Source organism: Asticcacaulis machinosus (genome assembly GCF_028550435.1).
GTDB classification, from domain to species: Bacteria; Pseudomonadota; Alphaproteobacteria; order Caulobacterales; family Caulobacteraceae; genus Asticcacaulis; species Asticcacaulis machinosus.
The window spans coordinates 435,389-452,652 of sequence record NZ_JAQQKV010000002.1; the positions used below are offsets into that span (position 1 = coordinate 435,389).

The 17,264-nt window shown below is 57.7% G+C and carries 14 protein-coding genes; 13 read left to right on the forward strand and 1 reads right to left on the reverse strand.

Annotated features, from left to right (window positions below; all coding sequences use genetic code 11):
• Positions 1-90: 90 nt before the first annotated feature.
• From PQU98_RS10425 to PQU98_RS10480, 12 genes are all read left to right on the forward strand, one after another.
• The gene (locus tag PQU98_RS10425) at positions 91-282 is read left to right on the forward strand and encodes a hypothetical protein (protein ID WP_272744880.1); all 192 of its coding nucleotides are present in this window, start codon (positions 91-93) and stop codon (positions 280-282) included.
• A gap of 35 nt (positions 283-317) precedes the next feature.
• The gene (locus PQU98_RS10430; RefSeq protein WP_272744881.1) at positions 318-758 is read left to right on the forward strand and encodes a CBS domain-containing protein; all 441 of its coding nucleotides are present in this window, start codon (positions 318-320) and stop codon (positions 756-758) included.
• Positions 759-934: 176 nt separating this feature from the next.
• Positions 935-4,084 carry an autotransporter outer membrane beta-barrel domain-containing protein gene (locus tag PQU98_RS10435; protein ID WP_272744882.1) on the forward strand — a complete coding sequence of 1,050 codons (3,150 nt, stop codon included), beginning with the start codon at positions 935-937 and terminating at the stop codon, positions 4,082-4,084.
• A gap of 402 nt (positions 4,085-4,486) precedes the next feature.
• Positions 4,487-5,893, forward strand: coding sequence for an MBOAT family O-acyltransferase (locus PQU98_RS10440; protein WP_272744883.1), 1,407 nt, complete (start codon positions 4,487-4,489; stop codon positions 5,891-5,893).
• Positions 5,893-6,954 carry a hypothetical protein gene (locus PQU98_RS10445; protein WP_272744884.1) on the forward strand — a complete coding sequence of 354 codons (1,062 nt, stop codon included), beginning with the start codon at positions 5,893-5,895 and terminating at the stop codon, positions 6,952-6,954. The genes PQU98_RS10440 and PQU98_RS10445 overlap by 1 nt, the downstream gene beginning before the upstream one ends.
• An 11-nt stretch (positions 6,955-6,965) precedes the next feature.
• Complete coding sequence (locus PQU98_RS10450) at positions 6,966-7,211, forward strand: acyl carrier protein (protein WP_272744885.1); 246 nt, start codon at positions 6,966-6,968, stop codon at positions 7,209-7,211.
• 4 nt (positions 7,212-7,215) lie between these two features.
• Positions 7,216-8,508: a class I adenylate-forming enzyme family protein gene (locus PQU98_RS10455; RefSeq protein ID WP_272744886.1), complete on the forward strand. Its 1,293-nt coding sequence runs from the start codon at positions 7,216-7,218 to the stop codon at positions 8,506-8,508.
• A 2-nt stretch (positions 8,509-8,510) separates the two neighbouring features.
• Positions 8,511-9,260: an SDR family NAD(P)-dependent oxidoreductase gene (locus PQU98_RS10460; protein ID WP_272744887.1), complete on the forward strand. Its 750-nt coding sequence runs from the start codon at positions 8,511-8,513 to the stop codon at positions 9,258-9,260.
• 133 nt (positions 9,261-9,393) lie between these two features.
• Entirely contained in the window at positions 9,394-10,398 is a 1,005-nt protein-coding gene (locus PQU98_RS10465; RefSeq protein ID WP_272744888.1) for a glycosyltransferase family 2 protein, read from the forward strand.
• Positions 10,399-10,401: 3 nt separating this feature from the next.
• Positions 10,402-12,111, forward strand: a complete 1,710-nt coding sequence (locus tag PQU98_RS10470; RefSeq protein ID WP_272744889.1) for a hypothetical protein — start codon at positions 10,402-10,404, stop codon at positions 12,109-12,111.
• Positions 12,112-12,139: 28 nt separating this feature from the next.
• The gene (locus PQU98_RS10475; protein WP_272744890.1) at positions 12,140-13,477 is read left to right on the forward strand and encodes an NAD-dependent epimerase/dehydratase family protein; all 1,338 of its coding nucleotides are present in this window, start codon (positions 12,140-12,142) and stop codon (positions 13,475-13,477) included.
• Positions 13,474-15,087 (forward strand): GMC oxidoreductase, encoded by a 1,614-nt coding sequence (locus PQU98_RS10480; RefSeq protein ID WP_272744891.1) that lies wholly within the window; start codon positions 13,474-13,476, stop codon positions 15,085-15,087. The genes PQU98_RS10475 and PQU98_RS10480 overlap by 4 nt, the downstream gene beginning before the upstream one ends.
• Here the strand turns inward: PQU98_RS10480 and PQU98_RS10485 are convergent.
• On the reverse strand, positions 15,084-16,505 hold the full coding sequence (locus PQU98_RS10485) for a hypothetical protein (RefSeq protein WP_272744892.1): 1,422 nt from the start codon (positions 16,503-16,505) through the stop codon (positions 15,084-15,086). The genes PQU98_RS10480 and PQU98_RS10485 overlap by 4 nt on opposite strands.
• A 282-nt stretch (positions 16,506-16,787) precedes the next feature.
• On the opposite strand from PQU98_RS10485, the gene PQU98_RS10490 reads away from it, so the two are divergent.
• Positions 16,788-17,264, forward strand: a complete 477-nt coding sequence (locus PQU98_RS10490; protein WP_272744893.1) for a GtrA family protein — start codon at positions 16,788-16,790, stop codon at positions 17,262-17,264.

Here is a 17,264-nt window from a genome sequence, read left to right on the forward strand (position 1 = left end):
TAAAATAATGCTCCATATCCTGCATTTTTATGCACACGGCCTTAGTATTCGTCGCGAACCCCACTTCATTTCGCTTTGAGGAACCGCGCCATGTTTAAACGTCTACTGCCACGTCCGTCGGTTATGCAAAGGGTGGCTCTGGGCGGGCTTATTGGTGCGGGCATGGCGCTTGCCGCCATCGCCTTGGGCAAACGCTTAAAAAGTGGAGCGCTCGATGCCCCACATGACCCGGCATCGTTTATCTGCCGGCATCGTTTATCTGAAAGTACAGGGCTTATCTGAAACCACAGGAGGTTATTATGCGAGTCAGAGACCATATGAGCACCAGCTTCAAAATCATCGCCCCCGACACGACCTTGCGTCAGGCGGCTGAGATCATGCGCGACCATGATCTGGGTTACCTGCCGATTGGTGAAAACGACCGGTTGAAAGGGGCGGTCACCGATCGCGATATCGTCGTGCGCGGGCTTGCCACCGGCATGAGTGGCGATGAAAGCGTCATGCGCGTCATGACCGATCACATCACCTACTGCTTTGAGGATGATACCATCCGCGAAGCCGCCGAGGTCATGAAGGCCGAGCAGATCCGCCGACTGGTCGTCCTCAATGAGCATAAGCGCGTGTGCGGCATCATCAGTCTGGGCGACATTGCGCGTGAGCATCACGACCGCCACCTGACCGGCGACATTGAAACCGCCGTCGCCCAGCCCGGCGGACATGCCCACGCTATGGATTCCGGCATGACCTTTATCCGATAGTGTGAAAGCCAGAGCCTGCCTTCGCAGGTGACACATTATGTATGCCTTTAAACACATTCCGGCCCTCCGCCGGAATGTGGGCATATTGTTTGCGCATACGGATATATATGCGTCCTACTTCTCCCCTATTTCGCCCTTAACGACATTCGGCCATTTCTTTTTCCGAAAGTCGTTTCATGCCCATATCCCGTTTCCGCTGCGCCACGGCGCTTGGTGTTGTTCTGGCGGTTACGGGGGTGGCACCGCGGGTGTGGGCTGATACGTCGGTGGCGACGGCGACTACGACGCCGGTTGCGACCTCCACCGGCGGCAATATCGATGTCACCAGCGACGGCTCGATCACCCTGACCAGCGGGACGGCGGTCACGGTCGATAGCGATAATACCGTCACGCTCAATGGCACGATCGCAATGTCGGGGGCAGAAAGTAACAGTACCGGCGTGCTGATCGACGGGGCACGCTCGACCACGCTCGACCTGTCCGGTACCATTACCGTCACCGACGACTACACGGCTGCGGACGAAGACGATGATGACCTGGTGGACGGCGTGTTTGCCGAAGGTACCGGCCGCTACGGGGTGCGCGCCACCGGACTTTTGACCGGCGCGATTGACATCGACAGCACGATTACGGTCGAGGGTAATCAGTCCTATGGCATTTCGCTCGAAGGCGGTCGTACCGGCGACTTTATCTTTGACGGAACGATTTCGGTGCTGGGCGATGACGTCGTAGGGCTTAATCTGGCGGGCACCCAGACCGGCCAGACCTACATCAGCGGCTCGATCAGTGCGACGGGCAAGGATTCCTCGGCGGTCGATATTTCCGGCCTGATCGACGGGGCGCTAATATTTGACGGCAGCATTTCCGGCACCGGCTATCGCTATACCAGCATAGGTGAGGACTATCTCGACCTGCTGCAAGCGGATGATCTCTATCAGAACAAGGCCCTGGTCAGCATCTCTAATGATGTCACCCAGGGGATTCTCATCAATGCCGGGGTGACCAGCACCGATGACGACAATACCGACGAAAACGGCAACGGCATCGAAGACACCGAAGAAGGCACCGCCAGCATCGCCCAGTATGGTGGGAATGCTGGCCTTCTGGTGGGGTCGGACAGCAAGGCCATTACCATCAGCCCGATCGTGGTCGCCGATACCGCTGTTGAGCCCGATGAGGTCAATCATGGTCTGGATATCCGCGGTTCGATCGCAAGCTACGGTATCTATGAAGGCATAGACGCAACGGCGGTGCAGATCGCGGGGCTGGGCTATGACACCACCATCACCAACGGCATCTCGATCTCAGGCTCGGTAGGCTCGACCGCCTATGAAGGCATAGCGCGCGGATTGTCGCTGCTTGAGGGGGCTCAGGTCGGGCGGCTGGACGTGTCGGGAAGTTTAACCGCGTCATCGACCACGACCGATTATGATACGGCCTATGCGCTGGATATCGCCTCCGGCGCCAATCTGTCGGCACTGAACATCAAAACCGGCGGCTCAGTGGTGGCCTATGGTTATGGCACAACCGCCAATGCGACGGCCATTCGCGATCAGTCCAACACCCTGACCTCGATCACGGTCAACGGCGGCATTACCGCCAGCATCACACCGGGTGATGAGGACGAAGACGATGTGACCGATACCGCCGTCAACCGCGCCGTGGCCATCGACCTGAGTGGCAATACAGTGGCGACGAATCTCAACATCACCGATGAATATCCTGATGATGATGACTATGCCGCCCCCTATATCGCCGGAGATGTCAAGTTCGGTTCCGGCAATGACAGCCTGACGATGAGCGGCGGCTATCTGTACGGCAATGTCGATTTCAGTGCCGGTGCCAACAGCCTGACCCTTGATGACGAGGCGATCCTGTTGGGGAAACTGACGGGCGCAGGAACGGTCGCGGTCGATATTGAAAATGCCCGTCTGGGCCTGTCGGCCGGATCGCAGCTTAACCTGTCGTCCTTACACCTCGGCAGCGAGGCCGAGCTTTATATGGTGCTGCAAACCGCGGCCCCGACGACGCCGGTCTTTATCAATTCCGGCCCAACCACCTTTGATGACGGGGCGGCCATCTATCTGTCACTGGATGAGATCATCCAGAGCCCGACCCGCTTCACCCTGATGACTGGCACCAATATCGACTACGGATCGCTTGACCTTGAGGACATGGATGAGAATGTGCCGTGGCTCTATAAGGTCAGTCTGGCTACGGGTGAGGCCAATGAAAATCTCTATGCCGATTTCCGCGTGCGCACCCAGTCAGAGTCGGGCCTGAATATGAATGAATATTCGGCCCTGAACGCCATTCTGACCGCCGCCTCTACTGTAGATGCCACCACCACCACAATATTGAGTGAAACTACCCGTTCCGGTTTTACCAAGGTCTATACGGCTTTCCTGCCAGACTATTCCGGTGAGAACCTGCTGACCCTGTCCAAAGGTCATCAGGCCCTCAATCAATCCCTGGCCAAGCAGTCTTTCCTGCCCGACGCCGGTCAGACCCAGTATTGGCTTCAGGAATATGGCTATAGCCTAAAGCGCGAACGCGGGGATACCACCGGTTTTCAAAGCACCGGTTTCAGCTTTGCGGGCGGCGCCGAGCGTGGTCTGGGGCAAAATCAGGCCATTGGCGTCTATGTGTCCTATACGACGACCTCACCGGAAGATACTTACGCCACCGCCAATGAAACCACCTCGGCCGAGGATATCACCATTGGCGGCTACTGGCGTGTCAATGCCGGCAATCTCAAGGGCTGGGCCAGTGCCGGTCTCGGCCGGACCATGTTCACCAGTGAGCGCGAACTTCTGTCTGATTATTCGGCGCTGATCTCGACCGGCAAATGGAACGGATATTCCTTGAGCGGTAATTTCGGGGCGTCCTATGAGACAGCACTGGGCCCGGTCAGCCTCAAGCCCACGGCCACGGTCGACTATTACGCCTTGAAAGAAGACAGCCGTACCGAGACCGGCGGCGGTTCCAGCTTTGACCTCAGCGTCGATGATCGCACCAGCCATCTGGCCAGTGCCGCGGCGATCCTCTATCTGGGGCGCGCCAAGAAAGACGCCCTGATCCGACCGGAAGCCTGGGTCGGTTACCGCAGCAATTTTTCGGTCAATATAGATGACACGGTGGCTCGCTTTGGTGACGGCACACCCTTTACCCTGACCGGCGGTGACCTTAAGGGCGGGGCGCCGGTGGTGGGAATGCGCCTCTCTGCGGGCAACGAATATGGTTATCTGTCGCTGGAGGCCGAGGGCGAGAAATACAGCGAATATGATAACTATTCGATCAGCCTGCGCACCGGTTTCAAATTCTGATTTGTATCCCAAAAGCAACACGCCCCATGCTGCTATGCAACATTAGTCAGTAAACGCCCTTCCCAACGCTGTTATTTGACGTTAAGGTGCCTCATCGGGAGACCGGTAGGCCGGATTGCGACGGGCAAGTGTAATTTATGCTTAATTATCTATTATTTGCAGAATCCCGTCAGACCGCCTGAAAGTTGGCGTATATTATTTTGGGGTATTATCCAGACACTCGCAGAGTTTAGGCTTAGTCCTTGCTCAGCGCTTCGCACCGGCGGGTCTTATGTCCGGTTTCTGGTGGTGCCGGAACATGGATTTTACAGGTAATTTTTAAAGCGGGCTGACTGACAAGTGCTGTTCAATTCAATTGAATTTATTGTCTTTTTTATAGCGACTGTCATCGGTTACATGCTGATGCCACAGCGTGCACGCCTACCTCTTTTGCTGATCGCCAGTCTGGTATTCTATGGCTGGTCAGGGCCTTTGTTCCTGGTCCATTTGCTGGTGGCCGCCGCCCTTGTCTATTATTTCGCAATCGCGATAGAAAAAGCCGAGGATAAGCCCCGCAAGCAGAAGATCATGACCATCGCCATTGTGCTGTTGGTACTCAATCTGGTCGGTTTTAAATATACGTCCTTTTTCAATGAATCTTTGCGCGGCCTGTTCGGCTGGTTTGGGGCATCCTATGATGTGCCGGTTCTGAACATCATTCTACCGCTGGGGATTTCGTTCTACACTTTCCTGATGATCGGTTACCTGATCGACACTTTCCGCGGTGACAAAGCCGAACGCGATCCGTGGGTGTTTGGCACATTCGTGTTCTTCTTCCCCAAGATGATCGCCGGCCCGATTGAGCGCGGCAAGAACCTGCTGCCGCAACTGCGCGCGCCCCTCAAAGGTTTTGACTACGCCCTGATGACCGCCGGTCTGCAACTGATGCTGTGGGGCGCATTCAAAAAGGTGGTGGTCGCGGACCGCATCGCCCCGTTCGTTAACCGCGTCTATGACAACCCTCAGGCCTATGACGGCGTGTCGATGGTGTTTGCCACCTGGCTCTATGCCTTTCAGCTCTATTTCGACTTCAGCGGCTATACCGATATCGCGCTAGGGGCGGCTATGGTGTTTGGCATCAAGCTGTTGCCGAACTTCAACCGCCCCTATTTTGCCGTCTCCATTCAGGACTTCTGGAAGCGCTGGCATATATCTTTGAGTTCATGGCTCAATGACTACGTCTATACGCCGTTTTCGCGCAGCCGCTGGACCGGGCTTAAGATGTATAATCTGATGCTGGCCGGGATGATGCTGACCTTTGTCGTGTCCGGTTTCTGGCACGGCGCCAACTGGACCTTCATCGTCTGGGGCGCGCTGCACGGCACCTATGTGGTCGTGTCCCTGCTGGCGCAAAAGCCGTGGAACAAGTTTGCCAAAAATTCCGGCCTGACCAAGCGCCCGAAAACCTATCGTGCCCTCAAAATCGGCGTGACCTTCCTGCTGGTGTGCTTTGCCTATATCTTCTTCCGCGCCAATTCTCTGGCCGATGCCGGCTACATCATCAGCCATATGCACACCGGCTGGGGCGGGTTTACCTCCGGTATCCGCGCGGTGATCGACGGCAAGCTGGCCGAAATGGCGCTGGCGATCCTTGGCATCATCGTGGTTATGGCGCCGGAATGGTACAAAGACCACGCCAAGGTCGGCGATATCTACCGTGCTCTGCCGTCCTGGCAACGCTGGGGCCTGATCTATGCCGCCACGGTCGCCGTCGTTATTCTGGGGGCCTATTACAACCTCGACCAAAAATTCATCTATTTCAGGTTCTGATGATGGACAGCGAAACGCAAAAGCCAAAAACCGGTGACGCGGCGCCTCCAGAAGCGGTCGTAAAGCCCAAGGGCGTGTTAAGCCTGCTGGGCCGCCTTAGCCTGTTGGCCATTGTCGCCGTCGCGACCCTGATGGCCGTGGTGCTGGGCATCCCCGATGATAACGACTATGCCCGCGCCACTTTGCTTAAGCATGACCGTTTGTCGACCCTGCCGGGCAAGAAGATCGTTCTGGTGGGCGGATCGAACCTGTCCTACGGCATGGATTCGACTCTGATTGAGCGTGAAACCGGCTGCCCGGCGGTCAATATGGGCCTCAACGGCTATTTCGGCGTGCGCTATCTGATGCGCGAAGTCGCCGACGACGTGAAGCCCGGCGACATCATCGTCATCGCCTTTGAGTGGGACAGCTTCGGCAAGCCGATCGATGGGTCGGGCAAGGATCTTTACGCCATCGTCAAGACCAATCCGGCGGCCATCGCTTACCTTACGCCACAACAGATCGGTGAGGCTGTCTCGGCTATCCCGTTTGTCGCCCAGTCCAAGCTGCTGCGCATCGGCAATCAGGCCGCGCGCGGTGAATTATTCAAGCCCAAGGGCGATAATTTGCTGGATCAACTGATCGAGGTGGAATCCTTTAAGAGCTTCGCGCCGACCGGCGACCTGATCGGCCACAAAGGCGTTGCCTGGACCGGCGATATCGAAGAGGGCACCAAGCTTTATCAGACCGGCGTAGACCCCACGGTCGTGCCCGCCATCAAGGCCTATGCCAAACAGATGGAAGCCAAAGGCGTGCATGTGGTCATGTCCTATACCCCGACCATGCGCCACTATTACGAAGCCAATAAAACTCAGATTGACAGCGTTCATACGGCGCTGACCACAGGCCCTGACGCCGTCAAGGCCCCGCGTCCGCCATCGGATTATGTGTTCGATGAATCGCTGTTTTTCGACACGGTCTATCACCTCAAGGCCGAAACCCGTCACCTCCGCGTCCAGCAAGTCGTAGGCGATCTGCGCACCACGCTCAAAGACGCGGCCACCTGTTCCAAACCTAACTAAAGGAAACTCGAATGACCGAAGACCAAATCTACGCCGCCATCGTTGAGATCATCAGCCAGACGCTGGATGACAAGGGCCTCGACGTGCCGGAAATCACGCCTGAGACCGAAGTTCTGGGCGATGAACTGGGTATCGATTCGCTCGATCTGGCCACGCTCGTGTCCGAACTGGAAAAGAAGATCGGCTTCGATCCGTTCGCCAAGGGCTTCATTGAATTCAAAACGGTCGGCGAACTGACCAAGCTTTACGTGCGATAATCGCATGCGGATAGGGCTGGATCTCAAACCCGGAGATGATACCGCACTGGTGGCGCGGGGCGAAGCCCTGTTCACCCGCGGCGATATCCGGGCCCGTGCCGATGACCTGTCGGCGGCGATCACAGAGCGCGGGGTTTCCCGCGTTCTGGTGCGCAGTGACGATTCTGCCCTGATCCTTGAAGCCATTGATGCCTGCGACCGGGCGGGGGCTGACCTGTTCATCGCCCACACCACGATTGCGCAAGACCGTATCGACGCCATCTGCGCCGAACATGGCATCGGGCTGGTGCTGAACGGTGAGCGGGATTGGCGCAGCGCCACGCCATCCCCGTCCGAGAGCCGCATCTATATGATGACCTCCGGTACCACGGGTATGCCCAAGGTCGCCGCCCATTCCCTGCAAAGCCTGCTGGCCAAGGCCAAGGCCGGTGTCAAACGCCGCCCCGATCAGGGCGGGCGCTGGGTGCTGACCTATCAGCCGACCGGCTTTGCCGGTATTCAGGTCAGCTTAACCGCGGCCCTGTGGGGCGGTCTGCTGATCACACCGGCTGAACGCACTATGAGCGGCTTTTATCATGTCAGCCGTCACTGGAACGGTACGCACATTTCCGGCACGCCGACCTTTTGGCGATCGTTCCTGATGGTGGCCGATCCGGCGCAACTCAGCCTGCAGCAAATCACGCTGGGCGGCGAAGCGGCCGATCAGCCGACCCTTGACCGCATCCGCAAAGCCTTTCCTGACACCCGCGTCACCCACACCTATGCTTCGACCGAAGCGGGCGTAGTCTATGCGGTGCATGATGGCCTTGAGGGCTTTCCGGCGGCGTGGCTGGAAGCCGCCCCTTCCGGTGTGGCCCTGCGCATCAAGGACGGATTTCTTCAGATCAAGACCCCCAACATGATGAGCGGCTACCTGTCGGCAGCGTCTCAGCCGCTGCTGGATGACGGCTGGCTGGCGACCGCCGATCTGGTTGAACTGGCCGGAGACCGCGTTAAGGTGCTGGGCCGTGACGACAACACCATCAATGTTGGCGGCTCAAAGGTTTACCCCTTGCCGGTCGAAGCTCTGATCCTGAAGCAGGACGGGGTTATTGAGGCCCGTGTCTACGGACAGCCCAATCCGGTCACCGGCGCTCTGGTCGCCGCCGATGTCGTGCTGGAAGACGGCGCCGACGAAAAGGCTGCGCGCAAAGCGATACTGATCGCCTGCCGTGAAGCCCTGCCCGCCTATTCGGTGCCCAGATCACTTAATTTTGTCGATAAGATCGCGGTCTCGGCTGCGAATAAAAAGGGATAGCTATGCGTCACGTTATTGTCACCGGCGGCAGCCGCGGTCTGGGCGCGGTGATGATCGAAGGCCTTCTGGCCGACGGTTATCGCGTCTCGACCTGTAGCCGGAAGAAAACCGACAATATTGCCCGCCTTGAGGCCCATCCCGAATATGGTCAATACTTCTTCTGGCAAGCGTGCGAAGTCGGTGAAGCCGATCAGGTCGATGCCTTCGTCGAAGCCGCCGTCGAATGGGCGGGCGAAGACGGCCTGTGGGGTCTGGTTAACAATGCCGGCGTCGCTCAGGCCGGGATTCTGGCCTCCTTCCCCAATGTCGAAAGCGAGCGCATCCTGAAAATCAATCTGCTCGGCACCATTCAGATGGCGCGCGCCGCCTCCAAGGTCATGCTGGCGCAAAAGCCCTCCGAAAATCAGGGTGGCCGGATTATCAATATTTCGTCGATCATCGGTACACGTGGCTATAACGGCTTGTCGGCCTATTCAGCCTCAAAGGCGGGCGTGGATGGCTTCAGCCGCGCGCTGGCCCGCGAACTGGGCCGCCGCCAAATCACGGTCAACAGCGTCGCTCCCGGCTATGTCGCGACCGAAATGTCATCGACGCTTACCCCTTCGCAGCTTAAGCAAATTGTCGGGCGCACGCCGCTGGGGCGACTGGCCGATGAAGACGATATCCTGAACGCCGTGCGCTTTTTCCTGAGCGATGGCGCGCGTATGGTCACGGGTCAGACCCTGATCATTGATGGCGGCATTAGTACGTAAAGCCTTAATTTTCAGGGCTTTGTGAGTTTGAGTGACGTAAGGTAAGATCAGGTTTACGCCTGCCCTTTAAAGATCGGTTCTGGCACGGGTGTTGCACCGCGTCATGCCCGACACCCAACACGGAGCAAGTGACATGACGCGCAAACCTTTGCTGTCTCTGGTAACCCCCGCCTATAACGAAGCGGAAGGGATAGAGGCGTTTCATGCCCGTGCTCAGGCCGTCATGGAAAGTCTCGACGGGCTGGATTACGAAATGATCTATGTCGATGACGGCAGCCGCGACGACAGTTTTAAGATCATGAGCGAATTTGCCATCACCAATCCGCGCGTCAAGGTCGTCAAGTTTTCACGTAATTTCGGCCACCAGATCGCGATTACCGCCGGACTTGATCATGCCAGGGGTGACGCCATTGTCTTTATAGATGCCGACCTGCAGGATCCGCCTGAACTGATCCATGACATGGTTGCAAAATGGCGTGACGGCTTTGATGTGGTCTATGCCAAACGCGCGCGCCGCGAGGGCGAGACCAAATTCAAGCTGTGGACCGCGGCGATGTTTTACCGCCTGCTGCGTTCGCTTTCCAATATCGATATCCCGCAGGATGTCGGTGATTTCCGCCTGATCTCCGCCCGTGTCGCCAATGAACTGCGGGGTATGCGGGAAAAAGACCGCTTCATTCGCGGGCTGGTGAGCTGGGTCGGTTTCCCACAGACCTTCGTGCTCTATGACCGCGATGAACGTTTTGCCGGGGAAACCAAATATCCGCTCAAGAAAATGCTGAAATTCGCCTTCGACGGCATTACGTCATTTTCCAATACCCCGCTGAAAGTGGCGACATGGATGGGTTACGGCGCGTCAGCTCTGGCGTTTCTTTATCTGGCGTCGGTGTTCGTGCAGTGGGCCTTTGGCATCACCGTCGAAGGCTGGGCCACCATGATGGTCGCCATGCTGTTCTTAGGCGGGGTGCAGTTAATCTGTATCGGGATCTTAGGGGAATATCTCGGCCGCATATTTAATGAGATCAAACCCCGTCCCGTCTATATCGTGCAGGAAGTGGCCAGTTCCGCTGAAACCGCCACCACCGACCTTGACACCGCCGCCCCTGTGGCAGCCTTTGCCGAACACGGCCGGAGATAGATTGTGACCTCTGACCTGACCCCTGTGGCGCCAAAATCCGCATCCACCGCCCTGATCATCCGCGTACTGGCGTTCAATCTGCCGCTGGTTTTTGGCCTGCTCAGCCTGAACGTCCTGCCAGAAGTTTTGCAGCCATTTTTTGCGGGCCTGATGATGATGATCCTGCCGGGTCTGGCCTGGTCAGATATGCGCGGCAGGGATTTCGTCGTCCTGCTGTTCCGGGTGGTCATTATCTCCATACTGGCGTCGGCGGCGGTGTGGTTGCTGCTCATGCCTTTGCCCGGCCCGACCAGCCGCATCGCGTTCGTGGTCGGTCTTGCGCTCATCGTCAATGCGGGCCTGTGGTTCGGCACCAAGCGCCAGTGGTTTGACCTGACCGAAATCGTCAAACCCCTGCCCGCCGTTCTGCTGGCGGTGGCAGCTCTGTTCTACCTGCAATCGTTCATGGGCGCGACCAAGTTTGTGCCGCAGCTTGAGGATCAGGACATGGAGCTTCAGGCCACCGCCTATGGCATGATCAATGACGGCACGCCGAACATGGTCACCAATCGCGGCACCCGTTTTTATCTGGCCCATCCGCTGATGCTGCACTTCTGGATCGGCGAAGGGGCGCTGTTCGAAGATGAGATCGACGGCTTCAAATATTATTATGACGCCTCTGTCGCCGCCAAAGACCCGAACTTTGACCGTCAGGCCGCGTGGGATCAGTCGTTTGTGCAGTTTAATGCAACGCCCCTGCTGCTGGCCACGCGCACACCCAATATTTTCCTCAGCTTCCTGATTATCTTTCCGCTTGGGTTTTTGGTCCACCGCCTGTCCGGATCGCTGATTGCCGCAGCGGGGGCCGGTGTGTTTTATGCGACCTTCCCGGAAATCTACGTCCGCTCAAGTTACGGCGGCTACATGGCCATCAGTAATTTCTGGCTGGTGTGCAGCGCCTATTTTTACCTGCGCGCTACCGGCCTGTTTACCCATGCGCCTGCGGTTACCGATCCGGTCGACAGCGATCGCCGCAGAGGGTTCTGGGCGTCGTTCATGTCGTCTATCTCCGACCAGAAGGGCGCGCTTTTGCCGATGGCCGTGCCGGTCCATGTCGGTTTGCGTTTCCTGATGGACGGCGGGCTAAAGGGCCTGTTTGACGGCGGCATCAAGGGCGCGTGGGATAAGCTGATGGCGCGGCCCGATGTGCGCGCCGGTCTTGCGGTCTGTCTCGGCTTTCTGGGCGGGTGGATGGCGTTTATCGTGTACGGCTTTATCGTCGATCCCCATGAATTTTACGAAGAACATATCTACGATCACCTGATCGGGCGGCTCAAAGCGGCTGAGGATAAGGTGGTCAGCGACTGGGTCTATCCGTCGGCTGGTGAACTGTGGATGCAGTTCATCACCCACTATGGCTGGCTGACCATGATCGCCTTTGGTCTGGCGCTTATCTACGGCGGGCGGCGCATCCGCGAAGGGGTCGGCTTTCTGGTGCTGTGGTTTGCCATTGGCGCGATTGGTTTTAGTCTGGTGGACTGGCGCCAGACCAAGCATTTTGCCCACTTTGTCCCGGCGCTGGTGATGCTGACCGCCGTCTACTGGGCCTCGCTCAAAGGACGCTGGCAGCAGGCCTTTACCGCCTTTATGGTCGTGACCATTGTGTGGAACTTCTACCGGGTCATACTGACCATGCAAAACTTCACTTATATTCAACCGCTGCCGATCTGGTAATCTGATTTTTTGAAAGAGGCTGTTCACGGTGCGTAAAATTGTGGTCGCGGGTGCAGCGGGTCAGGTCGGCAGCCGGTTGTGCGCCTTACTGGCAAACGCCGGTCATGTGGTGCTTGGCATCGATCGCAATGTCCGCCCGCAGGACGCCCCCAAAGGTGTTGTCTGGATCAGGTCCGATCTGCTGGAACCGCAAAACTACGCCCATGCGCTCAGCGGCTATGAGATTGTCATCGATTGTGCAGGGCTTGCCGGTAAGGCCCGCCCCGCCGACTATATGCGTGAAAATGTCGAAGCCACGCGTACCCTCCTTAATGCGGCCGTTAACGCCGGGGTGACGCGCTTTATCTATATCTCCAGCATCGCCGCCAAGTTCACCGACCGTAAGCACTATGTCTATGCCGACTCGCGCAATGCCGCCGAAGCGGTAGTATCAGCCGCCCCGTTGAGCTGGACCATTATTCGTCCGACCATGATCTTCGGGCCGGATTCGGCGGTTCAGGCCAATCTGTCGAAGCTGGCGGGCCTGCCGGTCACGCCTGTGTTCGGCGATGGCCTCAGCAAGGTACAGCCGGTGGTCTCAGATGATGTGGCCGCTCTGTTGTCGCAACTGGCTTTCGGAGATGATGCCGCGGGTGCCACGATCGAAGTCGGGGGCGCGGAAACCTTCGACATGCACGGTCTTTTGAGCAAATTGCGCACGCTAAACGGTGCCGATCAGCCCGCGAAATTTGTGCATCTGCCGTTGTCGTTCATGCGCGCGTCGCTGGCTATGGTTGAAGGCGCAGTGTTCAAATTCCTGCCGTTCACCAGCGGTCAATTAGCCGCCTTTGCCAATGATGCGATAGCCGACCCGCATCCGCTGATGGCCAAATACCTGCCCGCACCTCAAGTCCTGGATGAGCGGATCGTACCGCCCAAGGGTGCCCATACAACCTCGGATTCGGCGCTGGGCAAGGAGTTTTACCTGTTCACCCGCCACCTGACCCGGACGGGTGGCACGGCCTATCAGGAAAGCAAATATATCGATTTCCACCGCCGCCATCCGCTTGAGCCCATTGATGCTTTTGAGGGCCTGTTGCTCAAGGTCGCCCGCTCCGGCGCGTTTGGGGTGTGGCTGACCGACAGTTTTACCGGCCTTTTGGGGCGGCAATCGGTCGTGCGCGCCAAGCTGGTTCTGACTATGGCTCTGCTGGAATCGGCCCCGCCCAGCTTTCATGAACTGGATGCGCCCGACCCCAAGGGCATGGCCTGGCCGTTCATGGTTCTGCGCGGGATCGAAGCCGCCTTTGGCGTATTACTCGGCGCGCTGATCTTCATTCCCGCCAAGCTGATTTTGGGCCGTAAGGCTAAGGGGGCGCGGTCATGAGTGATTCCATAGTCATCATCGGCGGTGGCGCCTCGGCCGTCCATGCCGCCCAGACCGCCCTTGAGAAGGGTCGCACCGTGACCCTGATCGATATCGGGGTCACCGGCCCTGAACCGGCGCTCCCAGGTGCGTCGCTCAACGGCCTGAAAACCGACCTCGACGATCCGGTATCCTATTTTCTGGGTGAGGACTATTCGTCGCTTATTCTGCCCTCAAACGGCAGTGAATATTACGGCTTTCCGCCTTCGAAAGAATATGTCCTGCGCGATGTGATCGGCGCGGATCAAAAGGTCGCGGGTATCGCCCCGCTATCCTCCTATGCCGGCGGCGGTCTGGCGCAGGCGTGGACCGCCGGTTCTTATCCGTTTACGGACGGTGAACTTGAGGCGTTCCCCTTTGGCTGGGCTGATATGGAACCGGCCTACAGTGAGGTCGCACGCCGCATCGGCGTCAGCGGGGTCACCGATGATGACCTGTCGGCCTTTATGCCGACCCACGAATCCTTGCAAGCGCCGATCCCAATGGATGAGCACTCGCAACATCTGCTGTCGACCTATTCGGCCAAACGCGCCAAACTAACCGCCAAGCACAACATGTATCTGGGCCGCGCCCGGATCGCCTCCCTGTCGCAGGATCACGGTGATCGTCCCGCCTGTTCGCGCTGTGGCCGATGCCTGTGGGGCTGCCCGACCCAGTCGATCTATACGCCGTCGGTTACGCTGGAGCATCTGCGCCGCCAGCCGGGGTTTAGCTACCTGCCCGGCGTGAGGGTCGACCGGTTTGAATTTGATGACGGTGGCCGCGTAACACAGATCGTGGCTCATCGTCTTGAGGATGGTGTGGACATTACCTTGCCGGTTGAGACTCTGGTGCTGGCGGCGGGGACCATCGGCAGTGCGCGCATCCTGTTGCAATCCCTGCATCACGCGGGACAGGACGTGGCGCTGTCCGGCCTGATGGATAATCGTCAGGTGCTGATGCCGTTCATCAATCTGGCGCGGGTCGGGTCATCCTTTGATGACAACAGCTATCAGTATAATCAGCTCGCCATCGGCGCGCCGATGGATCATCCCCATGACTATGTGCATGGCCTGATGACGACGCTGACCACCGCGCTTATTCATCCGGTGGCGCAATCTTTGCCCGTCGGGATGCGCACCGCCACCGGAATTTTCCGTAATATTCACGGCGCGCTGGGGCTGGTGAACATTAACTTCGCTGACACCCGCCGCGCCGACAACACCGTATCACTGGAACCGGGAACGGACGGCAAGCACCGTCTGGTGATCAACTATACGCCGTCGGCGGATGAAGCGGATCGCATCAAGCGCGTAGTGCCAAAGTTCCGTAATTTCCTGATGGATATGGGCTGTTTCGCGCCGCCGCCGATGACCCGCCTGCGCCCAATGGGGGCCAGCGTCCACTATGCCGGTGTCATGCCTATGCTGAATGATGGCGGTGATTTCACTACCGATCGCGCCGGGCGGCTACGGCCGTTTGAGAACCTGATCGTGGCGGACGGTTCGACCTTTACGTCCCTGCCCGCCAAGAATTTGACCTTCACCCTGATGGCCAATGCCACGCGTATTATGCACGAGGCTTTAGCTTAGTAAGGCGGATCGATTTTCGGGGGATTGCCCGCCACGGTCTGTTTGGCGATATCGACGGCTGCGGTGAACTGCGTGACATTATTCATGCCGCCGCACACCATTACCACCGCCGCCAGAGCCAGCGCCTTAAGCCGGTGCGGGCTGAACCATGAAAAGGCCGACAGCATAATCAGGGGTGGCAGGACATAGGGCGCATACAGAAAGGTCAGTTCGCCGTAGAGCACATGCAGTACGCCTTCAAAAACGATCATCAGGGCAACCGCAATCGCCACCGGCCGCAGACGCTGATGGACAATCGCCCCCCAGATTCCGAGCGCCAGAAGGACGACCCACGCCAAGGTCGCGGCGATCCCCGGCACGGTGCGGGTAAAGCCGGAATGCTGATTATTGATGATGTAATATTCTTTGTTGACCCATTGCGAGACCTCCATGACCTGCAGATAGGGGGCCGGTGAAATCTGGGTGGTGATATAGAGCGACTGAAGATTCTCCAGCGGCGTCCAGCCCGGCCGGCCGGCCGCACCAGCGACCGGTTGCACAAAATAGGCTTCGGTTTTAACAATGCGCGGATCAAAGAACAGACCAGCGTCGTTGAAGGTGAAAAACTGCACCACCGCCAGCACGAATATGACCCCAAGCGCTATGGCGGATATGCGGATCACCGGCGATTTCAACCAATAGATGACAAAAGCCTTTAAGGAAAACGTGCCTTGCGGAGCCGCTTCGCCGTCAGGGCGCATTGGCCAACGCGCCAGGGTCGCGATCAACCCGAACATCCAGCTTGTGATCGTGATACTGAGCGTGCCCGCGCTCATCAGTATCCACCAGATATGCGATTTCGTGCGACCATAGGCCAGCAGGATCAGCGCCAGAATGATGGTGATCTGCGACGGCAGGCTTTGTTCAATGACGCTGTTCCAGTGCAGAAATGTGCCGCTGGAGGCCATGACGCCGACAAACAACGCCGATACCGCCTTGGGCATGGCCAGCCCCCGCAAGGCGGCATACATCAACCCAAGGCTCAGGGCTGAGAACAGCAAGATAATGTTTCTGGCCGCCTCATAGGGCGCCATGCCCAGCTTGGTGAGGATGATGCCAAAGGGCGAAATCAGGATCGAGGCGGCCGGATGAACCGTGGTGCGGTAATGATCGCTGTCGGCATCGGTCATGTTCTGAGTGACGCGGTAGATATCGCCCTGAAACCACAGATCAAGGCCGCGCGTGTCTTCGAGGGTCATCCCAAGCTGATTGAAACCCCACAGCGATGTCATCAGTCCGCAGGCTCCTAATGCGGCGGCGATGACACCATCCAGCCGGTCAAGTTTAACGCGCTCACCCGTATCGTGCCGGGCAAATGCATCCTGTAGCTGAAGCGCCTGTTCCGGCAGCCGTAAAATATCTTTGATCGCGAAGGTCATGGGAAGGCTTTCATTTTTTATGTTTTTGAAAATGAAACGCAAAGACTTACGGGCACGCATACTGCGGCGCACCTAAAAATTAATAAAGCATAAACCCTGTTATAAGAACAAGATTCTCCAATATCGTACGCTTTGCGATAACGGCGATGTGTGACGGTCATGCAACTGAATTTGCATAGCTTAGCGCCTAAGGTGTAAGCCGTTGACTTTCCCGGTATTGACAGGCTCAGTGCCGCATACGCGCTTTTTCCGATTGCCAACCCGAATGACTAAGGTGACCTCTTGATCCCCGGCCTTAACTATACGCCCGATCCGGTGAAGCAGCCTTTGCTGCACCGCATCATGACGATACTGGCCATGCCTATGGTCGGGCAGTTTGCGCGCTTTCTGATGGTGGGGGCCACGGCCACTCTGACCCACTCCCTGATCCTGTTTCTGCTGGTGGAATATGCACACCTGAAACCACAGATCGGCAATGCCATCGGCTTTTGTGGCGGGGTGACGGTCAGCTATATCCTGAACAGCCGGTTCACTTTTCGCGCCAGATCGGGGAACGCTTCCAATTTCAGGTTTGTGCGCTTTTTAGGGGTGACAGGCATTGGGTTCTGCCTAAATGGTCTGCTGTTTGGCCTGTTCCACAATATGGGTCTGCACTATCTGGTGGCGCAGTTGATGGCGACCGCCATTGTTGTGTTCTGGAATTTTTTCGGGTCGCGCCTGCTGGTCTTTTTCCATCACCCGCACAAGACCGACGCCTGA